Source organism: Pseudomonas sp. MC6 (assembly GCF_054790575.1).
This window is the reverse complement of record NZ_CP186504.1, coordinates 5,143,056-5,163,175: the sequence shown is the minus strand read 5'-3', so window position 1 is coordinate 5,163,175 and position 20,120 is coordinate 5,143,056. Positions and strand designations below refer to the sequence as shown.

At 59.6% G+C, this 20,120-nt stretch carries 12 protein-coding genes and 1 pseudogene; 8 read left to right on the top strand and 5 right to left on the bottom strand.

All coding sequences use genetic code 11. The features are described from left to right. Positions 1 to 109 precede the first annotated feature (109 nt). On the top strand, positions 110 to 4,714 hold the full coding sequence (locus tag ACOYXE_RS23005) for a dermonecrotic toxin domain-containing protein (protein WP_460926701.1): 4,605 nt from the start codon (positions 110 to 112) through the stop codon (positions 4,712 to 4,714). Here ACOYXE_RS23005 and pdxR read toward each other — a convergent pair. Further along, positions 4,671 to 6,224 carry a MocR-like pyridoxine biosynthesis transcription factor PdxR gene (gene pdxR, locus ACOYXE_RS23000; protein ID WP_160059969.1) on the bottom strand — a complete coding sequence of 518 codons (1,554 nt, stop codon included), beginning with the start codon at positions 6,222 to 6,224 and terminating at the stop codon, positions 4,671 to 4,673. The two genes, ACOYXE_RS23005 and pdxR, sit on opposite strands and share 44 nt — an antisense overlap. A 92-nt stretch (positions 6,225 to 6,316) precedes the next feature. On the opposite strand from pdxR, the gene ACOYXE_RS22995 reads away from it, so the two are divergent. The 3 genes from ACOYXE_RS22995 to ACOYXE_RS22985 are packed head-to-tail and all read left to right on the top strand — an operon-like array spanning position 6,317 to position 8,081. Further along, positions 6,317 to 6,940, top strand: coding sequence for an FMN-binding negative transcriptional regulator (locus tag ACOYXE_RS22995; protein ID WP_160059970.1), 624 nt, complete (start codon positions 6,317 to 6,319; stop codon positions 6,938 to 6,940). A gap of 10 nt (positions 6,941 to 6,950) precedes the next feature. Further along, positions 6,951 to 7,397, top strand: coding sequence for a GNAT family N-acetyltransferase (locus ACOYXE_RS22990; protein WP_460926700.1), 447 nt, complete (start codon positions 6,951 to 6,953; stop codon positions 7,395 to 7,397). A 12-nt stretch (positions 7,398 to 7,409) separates the two neighbouring features. Beyond that, positions 7,410 to 8,081 carry a GNAT family N-acetyltransferase gene (locus ACOYXE_RS22985; protein WP_160059972.1) on the top strand — a complete coding sequence of 224 codons (672 nt, stop codon included), beginning with the start codon at positions 7,410 to 7,412 and terminating at the stop codon, positions 8,079 to 8,081. 111 nt (positions 8,082 to 8,192) lie between these two features. Here ACOYXE_RS22985 and ACOYXE_RS22980 read toward each other — a convergent pair whose 3' ends face one another. Beyond that, on the bottom strand, positions 8,193 to 9,092 hold the full coding sequence (locus ACOYXE_RS22980) for a homocysteine S-methyltransferase family protein (RefSeq protein WP_405122630.1): 900 nt from the start codon (positions 9,090 to 9,092) through the stop codon (positions 8,193 to 8,195). Between the two features lie 113 nt (positions 9,093 to 9,205). Here ACOYXE_RS22980 and ACOYXE_RS22975 point away from each other — a divergent pair, with 113 nt between their 5' ends. Together ACOYXE_RS22975 and ACOYXE_RS22970 are read left to right on the top strand one after the other, a co-directional pair. Beyond that, positions 9,206 to 10,027: an ABC transporter substrate-binding protein gene (locus ACOYXE_RS22975; protein WP_460926699.1), complete on the top strand. Its 822-nt coding sequence runs from the start codon at positions 9,206 to 9,208 to the stop codon at positions 10,025 to 10,027. Then, positions 10,024 to 10,861: pseudogene (locus tag ACOYXE_RS22970) on the top strand (amino acid ABC transporter permease). The gene ACOYXE_RS22975 and the pseudogene ACOYXE_RS22970 overlap by 4 nt, the downstream one beginning before the upstream one ends. Before the next feature lie 32 nt (positions 10,862 to 10,893). Here ACOYXE_RS22970 and ACOYXE_RS22965 read toward each other — a convergent pair. Beyond that, a complete protein-coding gene (locus ACOYXE_RS22965; protein WP_150793866.1) occupies positions 10,894 to 11,172 on the bottom strand; it encodes a helix-turn-helix domain-containing protein in 279 nt (92 codons plus the stop codon). Then, the gene (locus tag ACOYXE_RS22960; RefSeq protein WP_460926698.1) at positions 11,169 to 12,521 is read right to left on the bottom strand and encodes a type II toxin-antitoxin system HipA family toxin; all 1,353 of its coding nucleotides are present in this window, start codon (positions 12,519 to 12,521) and stop codon (positions 11,169 to 11,171) included. The genes ACOYXE_RS22965 and ACOYXE_RS22960 overlap by 4 nt, the downstream gene beginning before the upstream one ends. A gap of 228 nt (positions 12,522 to 12,749) precedes the next feature. On the opposite strand from ACOYXE_RS22960, the gene ACOYXE_RS22955 reads away from it, so the two are divergent. Both ACOYXE_RS22955 and ACOYXE_RS22950 read left to right on the top strand, forming a co-directional pair. After that, positions 12,750 to 15,707, top strand: a complete 2,958-nt coding sequence (locus ACOYXE_RS22955) for an autotransporter outer membrane beta-barrel domain-containing protein (protein ID WP_460926697.1) — start codon at positions 12,750 to 12,752, stop codon at positions 15,705 to 15,707. Between the two features lie 200 nt (positions 15,708 to 15,907). Continuing rightward, positions 15,908 to 18,091 carry an autotransporter outer membrane beta-barrel domain-containing protein gene (locus ACOYXE_RS22950; RefSeq protein WP_460926696.1) on the top strand — a complete coding sequence of 728 codons (2,184 nt, stop codon included), beginning with the start codon at positions 15,908 to 15,910 and terminating at the stop codon, positions 18,089 to 18,091. 179 nt (positions 18,092 to 18,270) lie between these two features. On the opposite strand, the gene oadA is transcribed toward ACOYXE_RS22950, so the two are convergent. Then, positions 18,271 to 20,079, bottom strand: coding sequence for a sodium-extruding oxaloacetate decarboxylase subunit alpha (oadA, locus tag ACOYXE_RS22945; RefSeq protein ID WP_160059978.1), 1,809 nt, complete (start codon positions 20,077 to 20,079; stop codon positions 18,271 to 18,273). Positions 20,080 to 20,120: the final 41 nt, after the last annotated feature.

The window sequence follows — 20,120 nt, the reverse complement described above, 5'->3', positions numbered from 1 at the left end:
TCTTTTTTGGCCCGCGATATTTATCTACCGCACGCCTCCCGCCGCCTGCCTCTACCTTGCCCGGATTCGCCGCCATCCCGGCGCGCGCCCATCAGTGCAGGTGTTGCCAATGCCCGAAATCCCATCGCCCAGCGCCGTCGACGTCTTGACCCAACTGGTGACCGGCCCTTCGCTGCGAGAAGTCGCCTCGAAAACGTTGCGCCCGGCGCTCAAGACCTTGTATCCAGACCTGGAAATCGACCCACAGCTGGCCATGGTCGTGAGACCGACCTGGGTCATCGAGGTGGATGAGGTCGTCCCCGGTCGCCACCGGATCGAGTCGCTGACCGACACACTCGTGCGCCTGGGCCTCTCCGGCAGCACCGTGACGTACCTCGACGGCGAACATTATCTGACCTTGCAACCCGACCAATCCGCAGCCATCCAGCTGCCGGTAAAAATCAGCGCCGTCGGCAAACTGCTCAATCAACTGGCACCGCTGTTGTTCATTGCCTACAAGGAACAGCAGGTCAATTACTGGGACGATTTCACCTACCCCGGGCAACCGCGCTGGCAGCAAATGTCACAAGCCCTGCGCAATCTGTGGGGCGTCGAGGCCAGTCCCGACTGGGATGCCGATCAGCGGGCCATAGTCGCTGCGGTTTACCAGCATCCAGAGAAAAATCAGCGCCTGCCCACCGACAAATACAAAACCCGCGCCTGTCTGATTGATCTGGACCGGGGCGAGGGCGACGAACAAAGCCATCTGACCCTGCTCGACACGGCGGTTCTGATTGGCACCGCCGACGAGCGCACGCTGATCATGACCCACTCGGTGATCCAGGGATTCGAGGCCTTCGACTCCCTGGATGAACTGGGCAAGGCCCTGCCGCGTCGCTACTGGAAAGAGGCCTCCGGCACCGGCTTGAAATGGCGACTGGTCGAACCGCAAGGCAATTTCTTCGACTATCAGGCCTGTACGTTGATTGCTCTGGAAGCCGACGCCCTCGGTGCGATCAATTTTTTCCAAGGCTCAAGCTTGAACGCGCTCTACCCGCACACCGGAACGGTCGGCGATCCTCGAGAACCGCCACCGCGACTCAAACCCAACATCGAACGCCTGCGTCCGATGCTGCCACCCTGGCTCGACAACGCAGCGCCTGCCGATCAGACCCGTTACAGCCGACATTTACTCGACCTGACCATGGTGCAACACACAAACAAGGGCAAATCATTCCAGAGCGAAGTCATCAGCCTGCAGGCGTTTACCCGCGATGCCTTGAAACAAGAGATGCTCAAGGATCATCCCAAGGCCGGCGAGGTGAGCATTGATGACATCGAAATCAGTATCACCAGTCTGGTGGTCTGGGGCACGTTTGTGTTGCCGGGCAATACCCAGACCCAGACGCTGTCGCTGATTGAACTCGCCCTGCAGAACCTTGCCGGGCAGCCACTGGGCAATAAAACCGTCCGTTACAAGGATGGCGGCACGTTGCCTGACTGGATGACCGCAAGCTATCTGGAACAACTGGTGCGTACTGTCGATATCGGCGAGAGCTACCCGGCGCACCTGAGAAACCTGCTGATCGAAGACACAGAGCAAGCCTTGGCACTGCGAGGGCTCTACACCAGCCAGTTGCCTATTGAACTGCCGCTCTTGGCGTTACAACACAAAATACAAGGCAAGGACGGCATCACCGAGCAGGGTTACCGCTATGTCGTTGCGGCGCTGTCCAGCACCGGCGATGAGCGTCATGTCGATCACGAAGAAATCGTCATTCGCCCGCTGGCGTTCGTTGCCCATCGCAGCCGCTCAGGAGCGGACACCGTCGAAAACATGTTTGTCATCGGCCCGCGCGACGCGGACCAAGGCCCGTGCGTACTGTATCGCCCACTGTTCGAGAGGGTGCTGATGCAGTTTCCCTCCCACGCCAACCTGCTTTACGAGATTCAGCAGTCTCGCCAGTTGTGCGAATCGGTCCTCGCCTGGTTGCCGGACGACGTGCGCTTCAACTACAGCCAGTTCGTCTTCACCGGCCGACTGCCTTCGGTATGGACGATCCCGCAATTGCTGGTCAACCCCACGACAGCCCTGGACATGTCCGGCCCCATCGCGCTGGGTAAGGCAGCCATTGAGCAGAATGTCCTGGCAACGCTGCACAACAGCAACGTCCAGGCCGTCATAACTCAAGCCGATCGGCAATCGGTTTCCGATGCGGAAGCGCGTTGGGCTTCGCTTAAAAGCGGTGGCTGGATGGTGTTCAACGCCGCTTTGCCATTCCTCGGACGCAGTGTCGGCACAGCCGCGTGGATCTGGCAGATCATGGACGACCTGCAAGAGGTCAGCGACGTCGCCAATGAACAATCCGGCAGGATCGCCTGGAGCGCGCTGACTGACATTCTTCTGGCGCTGGGCATGGTGCTGGCCCATCGTGCAGCGGTTGGCGAGGCACCGCGAAACGAATTGATAACAACCCAGGAACCCGCGCCGAGCGTAAAAACCGTTGCCGTGGTCACCCAACCCGTGCAGTTGGCGGACGTCTCCAGCAGCGCACTGCCCGGCCTTCACGAAATGTCGATCAATCCCTTTACCGCACTGAAACGATCTCCCACCGCACTGTCCCAGGTGCTCGACAGTTTTCAGATCGCTAAACCCAGAGGGCTCGGCGAGGCGGCCAGCGAGGGCACGCATCAGCACCTCTACCCCCGCCAGAAACAATGGTTCGCCCCTGTGGGCATGCGCTGGTTCGAAGTCGTGCTCAATGAACACGCAGACGTGCAGATTGTCGACTCTCGTCAGCCAACGTTGCGTAAGGGGCCGATGCTGAGTCGCACCGCCAACGGACAATGGGTGATCGACCTTCGATTGCGTCTGCGCGGCGGCGGGCTCGACAGCGCCCTCAAAGTGGTCCAGGACATCAATGAAATGGACGCAAGCCAGTTGACTCGCGAGATCAGCGCGTTCGATTTGACGATGAAAGCCAAACAGGTCCAGCGTGATGCCGACCACACTGCGCTCAACGATGCACTACCGCCCGCCCGCGCGCAGGCCCGTCAGCGGTATCTGGATACGCTCGGCTCACAGCTCGAGGCGTACGGTACGAGCATCGAAAAGATCAAGGCGTTGAATAACAAAGAACCCATTATCAATTACCGCACCGTCATGATCCAGCGACTGGAGATGCAATTGTTTCTCGGGCAGGAATGGCTTGACCTGCATTCCACGGATTTCCAGGCAAACCTCAAAAGCATGCAAGCGATGCTGGCCGACGAAAGCCGTTTCGCCCCCGAGGTATTTATTCAGACCTTCGAGCGAATGAACGAGCAAACCCAGGCCATCATTGAAAAAATGGAGTCGGCCCAGAGCCGTTTTGAAGAACTGGCCTTGCTGGGGAAAAAAGCGGTCAAGGTCATCAATACCTACCGCAAGGCATTGCCCAAATACGATCTGGACGACCTCAAGCTGTTGCAGATCAGTCTCGGCCAGGAGATCTGCATCAAGGCCTGGAGCACGGCGACTGACGCCAACGCCCATCAGGCGCTGGGCGTCCTCATCGAGGATGCGGCACTGAATATCCAGAGCACGCTGAACCTGACCGCCGACGAAAGCCTGGACAGGCTGCGCGAACGCACGGATGCCTTGAACAAGGTTGCCGAACAATTTACCGCTGTCGACCAACGCTTTGGCGATCTGCTGATCGACTACGCCAACCAGATCAACACCGAACGGCTGGAGCATGTGCGCAGTCGGGTTATCGAGTTCAAGGCCCGCACGGATGTGAAGCTGGTCGAACTGCTGCGCTATAGTCACTTGCTGGAGCCGCAGCCCGGCCCATCCAGACGGGCCGCCAAATCGTCATCTGCGCGCCAGATCATCAAAACCAGATCCAGAGGCACGCTGGTCGGCGAACGCAAAAAGAGCCTCGAAGGCCGACAGAACGATCTGGTGGAAGTGCGCACCGTCCTGACGGGGGTCATCGCAACATTCAAGGAGGAGTCACCCGGCGTCTGGGTCGAGCAGCGCACCGCCAAACCCAAGCCACCCAAGACCAATCCCACTTTGAATATCGGTATCCGTGAAGGTCAGGCCCTGCTCGACGGTTTGGCAGCCTTCCACCGGCGTATCGAAGCCCAGCTCAAACGAGGACCACGGATTCCCGTCGAGATTGAAGAGCAATACCAGCGGCATGCCGCCACGTTGCGCGAAGCCAATGCGGCCATCGACGAAGCCTTGACCCGCAGTAACCTGACCGCCGATCTGAAGAGACCGACTGAAGCGCTCAGCCACAAACTTGACGAGGCTGCCAACGCCCTTGATGCAAAAGGCACCAGCACCCGGATCCGGATGGTCAAACAACAACCACCGACGGCGGCCGGGGTTCAGTGGCTGAAGGACATGGGCGAAGTGACGATTTCACAGACCGTGACTCGGCGTCGCCTCAAAGGTCAGGCCCGGGACTTTCTCGACGAATACGCTATAGGCGATGCCCATACCCACAAGGTGTTGTGTTACGCACATTTTCATTACAGCAGCGCGCAAGCACCGGTCACGCCGTTCCCGGTGGGCCATATGAAAACCGTTGCACAACGGTTGATGGGCGGTGCCTACGAACCACGCTTTTTGAATAATCAGGCGCTGATCAATATTCATCGCAGCGGCATTTCCGACAAGTCCGCGCGAGCGCTGTTTCTCACACCTGCCACGCCTGTCGCAACCGGGTCAGCGCCGAGTTGATCGCAGGCTCAGGCACGGCGGCGAAGCCCAGGACCAGTCCGGCACGCTGATCCAGCGGCGCCGTGGAATCCGGCAGCCAGTAACTGCTCAGACCATTGATCTCCACGTCGGCGCGGGCGGCTTGTTCGATCAATTGCCGCTCGCGTTCGATGCTGTCGACCGCCAAGGTCAAGTGCAGTCCGGCCGAGACCGCAGGCAAATCGCCGACGCCGGCAATCACGCTTGGCCAGCCGTCGAGCAAGGCATTGCGCCGGCTCAGCGCAGCGCGGCGCATGCGCCGGATATGCCGCTGAAAATGCCCGGCGGCCATGAATTCGGCCATCACCGCTTGGGTACTGACCTCGGAATGGCGGACATCCACGGCCCGGCGTTGCGAGAATGCATCGACCAGCGCCGGGGGCAGCACCAGATAACCGAGGCGCAATGCCGGAAACGCGACCTTGCCAAAGGTGCCGACATACAGCACCCGGCCCTGTCGATCGAGTGCCGCCAACGGCGCCAGCGGTGCACCGGTGTAGCGGTACTCGCCATCGTAGTCATCCTCGACGATCCAGCCTTGGCAACGCTCGGCCCAGGCGAGCAGTTCCAGGCGTCGCGCCAAGCTCATCACCACGCCGGTCGGGTACTGATGTGAGGGAGTGACATACGCCACCCGACAATCCCCGGTGGCCGACAGCGCTGAGCAATCCATGCCCTCTTCATCCACGGCAATACCGTGCAAACGAGCCCCGGCCACAGCGAACGCATGACCAGCCGCGCGGTAGCCCGGATTCTCGATCGCCACAGCATCGCCCGGTTCCACCAGCAACTGTGCACAAAGGCTAATGCCCTGTTGTGCGCCGCTGGTGATCACAATTTGCTCAGGTGAACACTGCATGCCGCGTGAACTGCGCAGATAGGCGGCGATCATGGCGCGCAGACGCGCGTCGCCGGACGGATCGCCGTAACACAGTTGCTCCAGATCCGGTTTTCGCCAGAAAGCCGCATTCAGCTTGGCCCACACCTCGAACGGGAACAGATCAAACGCCGGAACACCCACCCTGAATGCTCGTGGCGGACCACTCGGTGGCCGGGCCAAATGGTTCTTTTCGATGCGCGAAAAACTATCGCTGTGGATAACTTTACTGGATGAAATTACAGGTAAATCCAGCCAATTTGTGGATAAGGCTGTGGGTAAGCCTGTTGAAAACCCTGTGGATACTTTTGTGGATAATTTTTTCGCAGGGCTCGCTACCGGCATCAATTGTGCGACGTAGGTGCCATCCCCTACCCGCCCTTCGATAAAGCCTTCGGCATACAGTTGATCGTAGGCGCGCACCACGCTGTTGCGGGAGATCCCCAACGCCGCCGCCAGATCGCGACTGGCCGGCAACCGCGTGCCACTCGCCAGCCGCCCGTCCAGTACCCGTAGGCGCAACGCCTGATAGAGCTGCCGACTCAAACCCTGGCGGCGATCAAGCTCGATACCCGCAGGGTTGAAGGGCATGGATAACGTTGGCGAATCGGGCATGGCAATGGACCTATGAAATTGGTCATCAATGGATCTTACAACAGACCAATAGCCTGCCTACGATGCAGGCATTCGCCAAGGAAAATCTGTCCATGTACACGCCACGCGCCTTTGCCATCGAAGACCTGACACAACTGCACGAGCTGATTCTCGCCACCCGCCTCGCCATTCTGGTAACTCACGGCGAAAATGGCCTGCAAGCCAGCCATGTGCCGGTGCTGCTGCATTGCGAACAAGGTGACTACGGCACGCTGTACGGGCACTTGGCCCGCGCCAATCAACAATGGAAAGACCTGCGCGACGGCGCCGAAGCCATGCTGATTTTTGCCGGTGCCGACGCCTACGTCAGCCCGGGCTTTTACCCGAGCAAGGCCGAACACGGCAAAGTCGTGCCGACCTGGAACTACATCGCCGTGCATGCCTATGGCCACGCCGAAACCTTCAGCGACGGCGGGCGCCTGCTCGACATCGTCAGCACCCTCACCGACCGCCATGAAGCCGGCCGCGCACAACCGTGGTCAGTTGCCGATGCGCCCGCCGATTACATCGACGGCATGCTCAAGGCCATCGTCGGTTTCGCCATTCCCATCGACCGTCTCGAAGGCAAGCGCAAGCTCAGCCAGAACCGCAGCGCCGAAGACATTGCCGGCGTGCGCGAAGGCCTCGCTGCCAGCCCCGAAATCAACGATCAAAACCTCGCCCGATTGATGCGCTAAGGAAATCACCATGAGTCAGATCGACATTCGCCCGGCCAGCGCCGCCGACCACGCCGCGTGGCTGCCGCTGTGGCAGGCCTACCTGCGGTTCTACAACACCGAACTGCCGGAAGCTGTGACGCACAGCACTTGGCAGCGTTTTCTCGACCCAAGCGAACCGACCCACGCGGCATTGGCCTGGGCCGACGGTAAAGCCGTGGGCATGGTGCATTACATCTACCATCGCTCGAACTGGAGCATCGAAAACTCCTGCTACCTTCAAGACCTGCTGGTGATCCCCGAGACCCGTGGCACCGGCGTCGGCCGCCTGTTGATCGAACACGTCTACGCCACCGCCAAGGCTGACGGCTGCGGCAAAGTGCACTGGCTGACCCACGAATCCAACGCCACCGCGATCCAGCTCTATGAGCGCATCGCCGAACGCCCGGGCTTCATCCAGTTTCGCAAAGCCATTTAAGGAGACGCGTACATGACCGCATCACTCGCTGACTGGAAAGGCGTCCCCGCCCCCACCGCCACATTGCTTGAAGGCCGTTTCATTCGCTTGGAAAGACTAGACCCGGCGCGCCACGGTGACGAGCTGTTCGCCGCCCTCGAAGGCCCCGGCGCCGACCCGAAACTCTGGGATTACTTGCCCTACGGCCCGTTCCCGGAACGCAGCGTTTTCGACGCTTGGCTGAACAACCACGCGGCCGCCAGCGACCCGTATTTCTTCGCTGTCATCGACCGCGCCAGCGCTCAGGTGCAAGGCATCCTCAGCCTGATGTCGATCGTCCCGGCCCAGGGCCGCATCGAGATCGGCCACGTCACCTTCGGCGCGCCAATGCAGCGCTCGTCGAGAAGCACCGAAGCGGTGTACCTGCTGGCCAAGCACTCCTTCGACCTCGGCTACCGCCGCCTCGAATGGAAATGCAACAACGGCAACGCCCGCTCCAAGTACGCCGCCGAGCGCTTGGGTTTCAGCTTCGAAGGCGTATTCCGCCAGCACATGGTGGTCAAAGGCCAGAACCGCGACACTGCGTGGTACTCGATTCTGGATGGCGAGTGGCCGGCGATTGCGGCAGGGTTCGAGCAGTGGCTGTCAGATGAAAATCAGACGCCCGACGGGCAGGTGAAAGGCTTGGTCGAATGCCGTAGTTAAATCGTCAAAGCAAAAGATCGTCCGAACGCGGCCCGAGCCTGCGGCAGCTCCTACACGGGATTGACGCTCATCCTGTAGGAGCTGCCGCAGGCTGCGATCTTTTGATCTATTTCAGCCTAGCTTTTGCGCCAGCACCGCAATGTGTTCCGGCCCGATCCCGCAGCATCCGCCCAAATGGCTCGCACCGCGCTGCTGCCAGTCAATCGCCCAGTGCAAATAACCCGGCGGATCCAGATCCTCGCGCAGCGGATCAAGTCCATCATTGGCCGTGGCTTCTTTTGGCTGCGGCGGAAACGCATTGGCGTAAGCACCAATGTTTATCTTCACCCCCAGACGCTCGAAGGTTGCACGCGCCGCATCAATCGCGCCACCAATCACTTCCGGCTGACTGCAATTGAACAACAACGTATCGACACCCAACTCAGCTGCCACCGCCGCCGCTTCGGCGACTGGCTCTCCAGAGCGCAGGCGCGGCACTTCATCGGTGTCTTCGTCCTTCAAGGTGAATGACAACCAGAACGGTTTGCCATCCTTCGGCAACCCGGCGCGAATGGCGCGCGCCTCGATGATCGAACTCTGGGTTTCCGCCAGCCACAGATCAACGTGCGGTGCCAGGCCATTGACCAAGGGCGCCAGCAACTCGGTCACTCGCGCGGCCTCGAACAGATCCGGACGATAAGAGCCAAACAGCGGCGGCAATGAGCCAGCTACCCGTACGAATTTTCCCGAGGACTGCACCGCGCGTCGCGCCAACTCACCGGCCAACGCGGCCAGCGCCTGCCCTTCAGCGGCGAAACGCGCTTCGCCAATATGGAACGGCACCACGGCATAACTGTTGGTGGTAATCACATTGGCGCCACTGGCGATGTAAGCGGCATGCACCGCCTCAACCGCTTGCGGCGCCTCGCTCAACGCCAGCGCCGACCACTCGGGCTGACGAAATGGCGCACCGGCGCGCTGCAACTCACGGCCCATGCCGCCATCGAGAATAATCGTGCTGCCTGCGCCCATATGCTTTTCACTCATATGCTTATGAAAATAACTCACTATCAGAGTCGTTCTTATAACTATTTAATACGCACCATTCCGTTAAAAACAACCTCTTTTTTACCCAGGGATCGACTGTGAAATTTAAACCGCTACTGGCCCTGGGCCTGACGATTCTGGCCGCTTCCACTCAAGCCTTCGCTGGCGCCACGCTGGATCGTATCGAGCAGAAAAAAGAGCTGGTCGGTGTGCTGATGGAAAGCTATCCACCGTTCTCGTTTCTCAATGACCAGAATCAGCTTGATGGCTTCGACGTTGATGTCGCCAAGGCTGTGGCTGACAAGTTAGGCGTCAAGCTACGACTGGAAACGCCGTCCTGGGACGTCATTGCCGCCGGCCGCTGGAGCGGTCGCTACGATATCTGCATCTGCTCGATGACGCCGAGCAAAGCCCGCGCCGAAGTGTTCGATTTCCCGGTCGAGTATTACGCTTCGCAAGCGGTGATCGTGGTCAACGCCAAGGATGAGCGGATTCACGATGCCAAGGATCTGAGTGGCAAAAAAGTCGGCCTCACCAGCGCGTCCAGTTACGAAAGTTATCTGAACAAAAACCTGGTCATTGAAGGCGCCGAAGACACGCAGTTGCAGTACCCGTTCGAAGACGTGCAGATCGCGCCGTACGATACCGACAACGTCGCCTTCCAGGATTTGGGCCTGGGCGCCGGCGTGCGCCTGGATGCGATCCTCACCAACCTCGTCACCGCGCAGCCACGTCTGAACCAAGACAAACGCTTCAAACTGGCCGGCGCGCCGCTGTACTCGGAGCCGAACTCGGTGGCCATCGAAAAGGGTGACGCGCAATGGGACGCCAAGGTGCGTGAAGTCTTCGCGCAACTGAAGCAGGACGGCACCCTGAGCAAGCTGTCGCAAAAATGGATCGGCGCTGATATCAGCCAATGACTTCTTTCCCGACACCTCCCCAGCCACCGCAACCGGTGGCTGAAACTCGCCTGCAACGGATGTTCGGTTTTCGTACGCGGCTGTACCTGACCTGGGCAGCGCTGTTCTGCCTGTTCGCCGGGTTCTTCCTGAGCTTCGACCTGAAGTTCTCGATCATCCTCGACAAACTGCCCAATCTGGTTGGCCTGCACCTGGCGCCCAACGGCTTCTTGCAGGGTGCAGCGCTGACGCTTTTCCTGTGTATGTGCTCGATTGTCGCCTCGTCCCTGCTGGGCTTCATCACGGCATTGGCACGTCTGTCGAAAAGCGCCGTGGCGTTCGGCATCGCCAGTTTTTACACCTCGTTCTTTCGCGGCACGCCACTGCTTATCCAGATCCTGCTGATCTACCTGGGCTTGCCGCAACTGGGTATCGTGCCTGGCGCCATTGTCGCGGGCATCATTGCCCTGTCGTTGAACTACGGCGCCTATCTCAGTGAAATCTTCCGCGCCGGCATCCTCGGGGTCGACCACGGCCAGCGCGAAGCTTCGCTGGCACCTGGGGATGCGCGAGACAGTGATTTTCTGGCGCATCACCCTGCCGCAAGCCATGCGCACGATCATCCCGCCCACGACCAACCAGTTCATCTCGATGCTCAAGGACTCGTCACTGATCTCGGTGATGGGCGTCTGGGAAGTGATGTTTCTCGCTCAGTCTTATGGGCGCTCAAGCTACCGCTACATCGAAATGCTGACGACGGCGGCGATCATCTACTGGCTGATGTCGATTGGCCTGGAGTTGATTCAGGCGCGGATGGAGCGGCATTACGGTAAGGCTTACGTGCGGCGGAGCTAGGACGACCGGCACATTGCGGGCTGCGTCAGGTTTTAATGGGGCTCTCGGCGTACCCGCACAACGCCCATTTTCAGGCCAAACGGACGAAACACTGCATTCAACGATTTAAGTGTCTGGTTGCCCTCGCCGTGTTCGATATGTACCAGCGTACGCACCGATATCTTGCACATCTTGGCAAACTGGGTCTGATGCAGCCCCGTCACTTCGACGCGCAAACGGCGAACGGCCTCACCAATCTCCAGTGTTCCTTGCGCGAGAGCCTCTTGAATGTTTTCGATGAGCACTGTGCGCTCGGCAACCGTCATGCTCATTGCAGATCCCACTCTTTCAAGCGTTGCTCCAGATTTTTCAGATGAATGCCTGGGTGATTCATTGTTTTGTCGGGCAAACCACTGGCCGTCAGTATGTCGGGCAGCGCCGCCAGACGTTGGGCATCTTCGCGCAGTCGTTCGAAAAGAGACGGCGCATCACATAACGCTGCCAATGGGTCATCCGGTTCAGCAATGTCCGCCAATGCGCGGCACACACCACGCCAATCGACGTCTCCCGCCCTCTCCAGATCTCTTGGCCATTTGGTCGTACGGGTCACGCCTTCGTCATCCATGACCATAGGCGCCAGGTCATAAATCGGCGCTAGGCGAAAGGTGTTTGCCTGCCGAATGATCGCGGTGTTACGACCATGGTTATCCGAGTTACCAAGGATTTTATTGATCAGATCCCGGCGTAAGTAGTCCGTCACAAGAGTGGGTATCTGGCTGGCCTGCCCTGCTCTGCGCCAGAGCCCGGCGAGCATGTGGATGACCTCCATATGGTTCATCGCACTTCCCGGCGTCGTCACTTGAGCCAACGAGTAAATCGATTCGACAGCCAAGCGGCTTACTTCGCCATCGCTCACCGTGCGATCAAAACGCTGCATCCACAAACTTGGCTTGTTCGCTTCTTCCAGTGCCAAGCCTTCGGCCGCGATCGTTTCAATGCCGAGCTTCTGAAGCGCCTTGTAGTAATGGAATTCGCTTCGCAGGATGTCTTGATCGGTCAGACCGCCTCTGTTTCTGGCAAATTTCACAAACCAGTGCTGCCTGACTTCGTCGTCATCCAATACGGCATCGGGATACAGGAGACCAGCCTTGTTCTCGGCCAATAAAAGCTTCGGCGCCTCACCACCCGCGCCCGTAGCTCCACCGATTGCCGCACCCAGTTCATAGGCATATTCGAGAAAGCGGTTGTCACGCTGGATGACATCCTCACGCTTGAATCCGATTGGCTTGCGCTCATCGACAGCCTCGGCCGACTCTTTTATGCGCATATTGCCGATAGGGGCTGGCGTGCTGCGACCGAGCAGATATAAATCGGCGCTGATGTTCGCCGGTTTTTCTTGACCTAGACGCGCAAGCAAAAAGCGTTTGGCTGCCCCCGCGGGGGCAATGTCGTGCACGAATGCCGGCGTTTTGGAACGGCGACCGTCCCAATCCAGTGGATACAACGCACTCACGGCCTTGGAAAACGGTGAACCTATGGCTTCAATATTTTCAGCAAGGTAGGCCGTTTCGTAGCCAAAACTGCAGCGACTCTCGAAACCCTTTTCAGGATCGTCGAAACTCAGAATCATCGCGTCTTGCCATTTACCCGCCGTGAATATCTGTAAGGTCAGGTCGTACATGCTTTCCCACCTGCATTTAAATGCATTTCAACAGAGCTTTTGTTGCTGATGGATGCAATATAGTGCATCTCAAGTTGAACAGAGTGCCTAAATCTGCAACAAAATGCAGACGAAAACCCGAACATCAAGCTCTGAACGCAAAATAATGCAGATCCGCAACCGACATCATTCTGTAAAAACCCTTCGCTATACAGGACAGTCCGCTTATAACAAAAAGGCCGTCCGACCATGCCGTTCCCGCCCCAGCGCCTGTCCCTCGCCATTGCCCTGTTGATCACCGCCACGGCAGCCCACGGCAAAACCGTGCAGATCGACACCTCCACCACTGCAGCACAAACGCTGGGTGGCAGCGACACGTTGACGATTTCGGCGCCGGGCAGCATCACCAGCAGCGGCAAGGCCGTGAGCCTGAAAGACAGCACCAGCGGTGCCGGTGTGGTGATCGATAACGCCGGCAAAATCGTTTCCAGCGGTGGTCGGGCCATCGACAGCAGCGGCGACCTGACCCTGGCGCGCAACTACACGATCTACAACCGCAGCGGCGGGCAGATTCTCGGCGCCAATGACGCCTTGCGCATCGACAGCAATTTCGTCAGCGGCAGTTTGGTGATCGATAACAGCGGCGTGATTCGCTCCACCACGGGCCAAGGTCTGGACCTCGATGCGCTGCGCAGCGACGGGGTGAAAACCACCATCATCAACCGTGCCGGCGGACTGATTCGCGGCGACGCCAGCGACGGCATGAAGACCGGTGCCAACGCGACCATTACCAACTACGGCGAGATCTCCACCGGCGATTCGCACAATGCCGACGAGAAGTTCGACGGCATCGACATCGATTCCGCAAGCGGTGTCAGCGTGACCAACTACGGAGTGATTTCCGGCGGCCGCCATGGCATCACTACCGACCTTGGCGCGACGCTGATCAACTACGGGCAGGTCACTGGCCGCAATGGCTCAGGGTTCGGTTCCGACGGCGATGGCACGGTGATCAACCACGGCACCATCACAGGCGCTTACTCAGGCTTGCAAGCGAACGGTGACGGCGATGGCGTGGACATCGACAAGATCGCCCACATAGAAAACTACGGGACCATTCAGGGCGTCGGTGCCGGCGGCGTGGACAAGGGCGGGTTCGCCAACGGCAGCGAAGGCATTGCCTTGGGTGGCGGCTACATTCTTAACGCCAAGGACGCTCTGATCAGCGGCGCCGACAGCGCCATTCTGGTCGACGATGGCAGCGGCGGTTCGGGGCTGGCGGCTACCACTCTGGAGAACTTCGGCACCATTCAAGGCCTCAACGGGTTCGGCGTGAAATTCGTCGGCGAGTTCGCCGACAGCGTCATCAACGGCGGTACGATCAGTGGCAGCAATGGCCTGGCGCTGGACCTGGGTGGCGGCAATGACAGCCTGACCTTGCGCAATGGTAGTCGCTTCGTCGGTGTTGTCGACGGCGGTAGCGGTTATGACCGAGTGGTGATGGATGACGCGGCCGGTGGCAGCTTCGGCGCCAGTCGCAACTTCGAATGGCTAGAGGTCAAGCAAGGTGCCTGGACGCTGACCGGCCATGAAGATTTCAGCGATGGCGGCGCAGTGCGCAACGGCGCGACACTGCTCAACCAAGGCAGCATCGCCGGTAACCTGAGTGTTGACGCCGGCGGTGTGTATGCCGGTGGCGGTTCGGTGGGCAGCCTCAACGTCAACGGCACATTGCGCACCGACACCAGCCTCGGTCGCGCAACCATCGTTCGCGATTTGAACATGGGCAGCACAGCCACTCTCGCCTACGGCGTCAATGCCGATGGCAGCAGCGCGCCGGTACAGGTCGGCGGCATCGCCAATCTCAATGGCGCAACGCTCGCGGTGAATACCGGCAGCGGCACGTATCCATGGCAGAGCCATTACACCGTGCTGCAAGCGGCGCAGGTCAACGGCACCTTCGGCAAAGTCACCAGCGACTATGCGTTCCTCACGCCGACCCTCGCCTACACGCCCACCCAGGTCGACCTGACCTACACCCGCAATGACGTGGCCTTCAATGCGTTCGCCGCGACCGGCAACGGTACAAACGCCGCCAACAGCCTCGCCTCAATCGGCAAAAACAGTGCGCTGTACAACGCCTTGCTCAATACCAGTCAAAGCAGCGCCGGCGCGGCAATCGAGCAACTGGCCGGTGCCAGCAACGCCAACCTGACCAGCGCCACCCTCGGCGCCAGCAGTCAAGTCGGCAGCAGCATGCTCTCGGCCATGCAGCAAATGGCCGGCAGCCCGGGACTGATGGTCGGTCTCGATCAGCGCGACACACCCGTGCTGGCGGCCAATGGCGTGCCCTCCGAGGCGCGCAATCTGAATGATCCGAACGCGCGCGGGCGGCTCTGGCTGCAAGGCATCGGCGGCTTCGGCAAGCTCGATGGCGAGCACGGCAGCAGCGGTCTGGAACAACGCACCAAGGGCAGCGTGCTGGGCGTCGACTGGGCTCTAAATCCGGCGTGGCGCCTGGGTGTACTGGGCGGCTATTCGAAAACCGATCTGGATGCGACCGGCGTCGACGGCAACGTCGAGAGCTGGCACGCCGGTGTCTACGCGCTGCATCAAAAAGGCCCGATCTCGCTGCGTCTGGGAGCGGCGTACAGCGGCCATCAAGGTGAAAGCAAACGCACCATCGCCTTCAATGGTTTCAGCGACCGTCCGAAAGGCGACTACGACGCCGACAGCCAGCAAGCCTTCGCCGAACTCGGCTACGCCATGGGCAGTGGCCGCCTCAGCGCCGAGCCGTTCGCCAGCCTCGGTTATCAGCGCTACCACCGCGACCGTTACCAGGAAAAAGGTGGCGCCGCCGCATTGCAAGTCGAGAGCCAGACCCAGGACAACTTCAGCAGCACCTTCGGCCTGCGCCTGGCGCACTTGAGCAGCCTGGACAACGGCATGAGCGTGACGCCGCGCATGGCTGCTGGCTGGAAACACACTTACGGCGATGTCGGCAGCTCGACGCGTCAGGCGTTTGTGACTGGGGGCACGGCGTTCAGTGTCGATGGCAGCTCGCTGGATCGTGACAGTCTGGTGCTGGAAGCCGGGCTGGACGTGGGGATTTCTGCGCGGCACACGTTGGGTGTGGGATACAGCGGCGAGATCGGCAGCAACAGCCGTAATCACGGGTTGATTGGTCAGTGGCAAATGAGTTTTTGAGGGTTGAACAGCCGGCGGGGTCTTGAATGGTTGTAGGAAAAGGGGCCGCTGCGGCCGAGTAAAAATCCTGGTTGCGGATCTCGCGGTTATTTTCTACAAAACGATGCGATGTCGCCTGCAAGCGTGCGGGAAGCAGCCGACATCGGATTTTTTGGGGCATCAATAGAGTTGGGGCTTCTTCCAAAGAAAGGCTCAACCCGATGCTCACTCAACACATATTCAAACCAAAACACTTGGCTTTGGCCATTTCGCTGGCTCTGGGTTGCGTAGCGTTCGCCAACGCTCAGCAACCCTCTGAAATCGCTGATTCATCCGCAATAATGGATACTGCAGAATCGTCCGAAACCAGCCATAAAGAAATGGCGCTCGAACGACTCAGGGCATTTCTCACTGCCCCAAGTACGGTGCCCATCGCTTTTGAAACCCCTGAAAAGACTTTTAAAGGTACCGCTGTAAACGATCTGATCACCCTCGCGGACGGCGCAAGCTTTACGGGACTGCTGGATGGAGGCGAGGGGGATAACGTTCTGTTTCTGAATGCCGCTGAAGGCGGAGAGTTGAAAGACACACGCAATTTCAACGGTCTATTTCTCGCTCGAGGAGCCTGGACGTTGAGTTCCAGGGGAGACTTCAAGGAAGGCGTGCTGGTGAACAGCGGTACCGCTCTGACCAACCTGGGTAGCATCATGGGCGACGTCTATGTCGAGAGGGGGGGCAGCTTTGCAGGTAAAGGTGCGGTGGGAGACCTGGAGGTCGCCGGCCTGCTCACCGTCAATGGAGTGCTAGGCAGCCCGCGCGTGAAAGGCGATTTGCGCTTGTCGCCAAGCGCCGAACTGGCTTATGAGGTTACTCCCAGTGGCAGTCAAACGATCAAGGTCGATGGCACCGCCAGGCTGGAAGGTGCAACCCTGAACGTCGTTGCCGTTCCAGGGGAGTATCCGCAAAGTCGCCAGTACAAAATCATCGAAGCCGGCAAGATAGAAGGTGAATTCGGTAAGGTCCTTAACAACCTCGCTTTCATGACCGCCACACCTCAATACAACAAAAAGTCTGTCGGGCTGACTTACGCCCGTAATGGTGAACCGCTTGCGAGTGTTGCCACGACGAACAATGGTCGTGCAGTTGCCGACAGCATTGTCGAACCACCAGTGCCTACGCCTTCAATGACGCCAACGCCATTGACTGCGTCTGCACCGGTTCCAGTTCCAGTTCGAGTTCCAGTTCCGCCTTCAGCGTCGACTCCCGTTGCAGAGTCCGCACCATCGCCAATGCAGGACGAACCTCTGATTGCGCAAGTTAACGAGACCGCCGAACAGCCCGCTCCTGCGCCACTAAAACCTGCAAACGCGGCAGTCGCCGCACTCCTGACCAGCGACAAAACCACCGCCCCCCTCGCCATCGAACAACTCGCCGCCGGCAGCAACGCCAACCTCGCCAAAGCCACGTTGAGCAGTATCACCCCCGTGAGCGCGAGCATGCTCTCGGCCATGCAACAACTCAATAGCCGTTACGGTTCAGCCTACGGTTCCGGCAACTCACCGCGTCAGGCCGCCAACGGCGCCGATTCCGGGCGGGTGTGGATTCAGGCGCTCGGCCATGGCGGCAAGGTTGACCGCGAGTTCGACAGCACCCTGAAACACGCGACCCAGGGTCTGGTCATGGGCGCCGACTGGCGGCTCGATGAGCAATGGCATATCGGCCTGATCGGCGGGAAATCGCAGACCAGACTCGATGCCCGGCAATACGATGGCGACCTCGACAGCTGGCACCTCGGTGCCTACGCAGTGCGTCAGGACGGACCGTTCTCACTGCGTCTCGGGGCGACCTATGCCAGCCATGACGGCGACAGCAAACGTCGTGTGGCCTTCAACGGGTTCAGCGATCGCCTCAAGGGCAACTATGACGCCAACACCCAGCAAGCCTTTGCCGAACTGGCGGTCAATATTGGCCGGCACAACGCGACGCTCGAACCGTTCGCCAGCCTTGGCTATCAGCGCTACCAGCGCGACAGCTACAGCGAAAAAGGTGGGGATGCGGCGCTGAAGGTCTTCGGGCAAACCCGCGACAACCTCAGCAGCACCTTCGGCCTGCGCACGGCAAAAATCACTCGACTGGATAACGGCATGACGCTGACGCCGCGATTCAGTGCCGGCTGGAAACACACCTTTGGCGAGATTGAAAGCGACACCCGCCAGCAACTGGTCAAGGGTGGCAAACGGTTTGAAGTTGCCGGTGCCGCGCTGGATCGAAACAGCCTGTCGGTGGATGCCGGACTCGATCTTGGGCTGTCAGCCAATCACTCCGTCGGCGTTGGCCTTACCGGTGAAATGGCCACTGACAGCCGCACCCACGGCGTGATGGGCCAATGGCGCATGGCGTTCTGACTGACACAACATTCTTTGTAGGAGCTGCCGAAGGCTGCGATCTTTTGATCTTGTTTTATGAACTCCAAACAACATCAAAAGATCGCAGCCTTCGGCAGCTCCTACAGGATGAAAAAACGCAAAAAAAAGGGGAGCACATGCCCCCCCGAGGTTTAAAGCGTTGGATCGCGGCCGTTATCTCAGCCTTCGATCTCGATCAGAATTTCACCCGGATTGACCCGATCACCCTTTGCCACATGGATCGCAGTGACCTTGCCGGCAATCGCTGCCTGGACTTCGGTTTCCATCTTCATCGCTTCGGTGATCAACACAGCCTGGCCGGCCTTGACGGTGTCGCCCTCCTTGACCAGTACATCGACGATGTTGCCCGGCATGGTGGTGCTGACGTGGCCCGGTGCCGACGCCTGCTTGCGTTTGCTGCTGCCACCGCTGACGAATTCATTGAGCGGTTCGAACACCACTTCTTCCGGCATGCCGTCGATGGACAGGTAGAAGTGACGCTTGCCCTCTGCCTTGACGCCAACACCGGTGATGTCGACGCGGTAGGTTTCGCCGTGGACATCGATGACGAACTCGGTCGGAACGCCTTCGCCGCCCGCTTTTGTCACTCCGCCAGCTTCAGGAATCGGCAGCAGCACTTCAGGGGTCAGGGTGCCAGCGGCACGCTCTTCAAGGAACTTGCGGCCAATGTCCGGGAACATGGCGAAGGTCAGCACGTCTTCTTCGGACTTGGCCAGTGCGCCGATGTCGGCACGTAGCTTGGTCATTTCCGGCTTGAGCAGATCGGCTGGACGCACGTCGATGACTTCTTCGCTGCCGATGGCCTGACGACGCAATTTTTCGTTCACTACGCCCGGCGCTTTGCCGTAGCCGCCCTGCAGGTAGAGCTTCACTTCGTTGGTGATGGTCTTGTAACGCTCGCCGGCCAGCACGTTGAAAAACGCCTGGGTGCCGACAATCTGCGAGGTCGGGGTCACCAGAGGCGGGAAGCCGAGGTCTTCACGCACACGCGGGATTTCCGCCAGCACTTCGGCCATGCGGTTCAGGGCGCCCTGCTCTTTCAGCTGGTTGGCGAGGTTGGAGATCATCCCGCCCGGCACCTGGTTAACTTGCACACGGGTGTCGACGGCGGTGAATTCGCTTTCGAACTGGTGGTACTTCTTGCGCACGGCGTAGAAGTACAGGCCGATCTCTTGCAGCAGTTCGAGGTTCAGACCGGTGTCGTACTCGGTGCCCTTGAGCGCGGCGACCATCGACTCGGTGCCCGGGTGGCTGGTGCCCGAAGCGAAGCTGGAGATCGCGGTGTCGATGTGGTCGGCACCGTTCTCGATCGCCTTGAGCTGGCACATGGTCGCCAGACCGGCAGTGTCGTGGGAGTGGATGAATACCGGCAGCGACTGCTCGGCTTTCAACGCACGAACCAGTTCGCCGGTGGCGTACGGGGTCAGCAGACCGGCCATGTCCTTGATCGCCACCGAGTCGCAACCCATGGCTTCCATTTGCTTGGCTTGTGCCACAAACGCGTCGATGGTGTGCACCGGGCTGGTGGTGTAAGCGATGGTGCCCTGGGCATGTTTGCCGGCCGCTTTCACCGCTTCGATGGCCACGCGCAGGTTCCGCACGTCGTTCATCGCGTCGAAGATGCGGAACACGTCGATGCCATTCACCGCAGCCTTGGCGACGAAGGCTTTGACCACGTCGTCGCTGTAGTGGCGATAGCCGAGCAGATTCTGCCCGCGCAGAAGCATTTGCAGACGAGTGTTAGGCAGTGCCGCACGCAGTTGGCGCAGACGCTCCCACGGATCTTCCTTCAGGAAGCGGACGCAGGCGTCGAACGTCGCGCCGCCCCAGCATTCCAGCGACCAGTAGCCGACTTTGTCGAGCTTGTCGCAGATCGGCAGCATGTCTTCGGTGCGCATGCGGGTGGCGAGCAGCGATTGGTGAGCGTCGCGCAGGATGGTATCGGTAACGAAGATCTTCTTAGTCATTGGTATCTCCTCATAGCGGCAAGCTTCAAGCTAAAAGCTGC

Bases quoted from the DNA above. Each gene is read 5' to 3' on its own strand.
- ACOYXE_RS23005 (WP_460926701.1), top strand. From the start codon at position 110: ATGCCCGAAATCCCATCGCCCAGCGCCGTCGACGTCTTGACCCAACTG.
- pdxR (WP_160059969.1), bottom strand. From the start codon at position 6,224: ATGCCCGATTCGCCAACGTTATCCATGCCCTTCAACCCTGCGGGTATC.
- ACOYXE_RS22995 (WP_160059970.1), top strand. From the start codon at position 6,317: ATGTACACGCCACGCGCCTTTGCCATCGAAGACCTGACACAACTGCAC.
- ACOYXE_RS22990 (WP_460926700.1), top strand. From the start codon at position 6,951: ATGAGTCAGATCGACATTCGCCCGGCCAGCGCCGCCGACCACGCCGCG.
- ACOYXE_RS22985 (WP_160059972.1), top strand. From the start codon at position 7,410: ATGACCGCATCACTCGCTGACTGGAAAGGCGTCCCCGCCCCCACCGCC.
- ACOYXE_RS22980 (WP_405122630.1), bottom strand. From the start codon at position 9,092: ATGGGCGCAGGCAGCACGATTATTCTCGATGGCGGCATGGGCCGTGAG.
- ACOYXE_RS22965 (WP_150793866.1), bottom strand. From the start codon at position 11,172: ATGAGCATGACGGTTGCCGAGCGCACAGTGCTCATCGAAAACATTCAA.
- ACOYXE_RS22960 (WP_460926698.1), bottom strand. From the start codon at position 12,521: ATGTACGACCTGACCTTACAGATATTCACGGCGGGTAAATGGCAAGAC.
- ACOYXE_RS22955 (WP_460926697.1), top strand. From the start codon at position 12,750: ATGCCGTTCCCGCCCCAGCGCCTGTCCCTCGCCATTGCCCTGTTGATC.
- ACOYXE_RS22950 (WP_460926696.1), top strand. From the start codon at position 15,908: ATGCTCACTCAACACATATTCAAACCAAAACACTTGGCTTTGGCCATT.
- oadA (WP_160059978.1), bottom strand. From the start codon at position 20,079: ATGACTAAGAAGATCTTCGTTACCGATACCATCCTGCGCGACGCTCAC.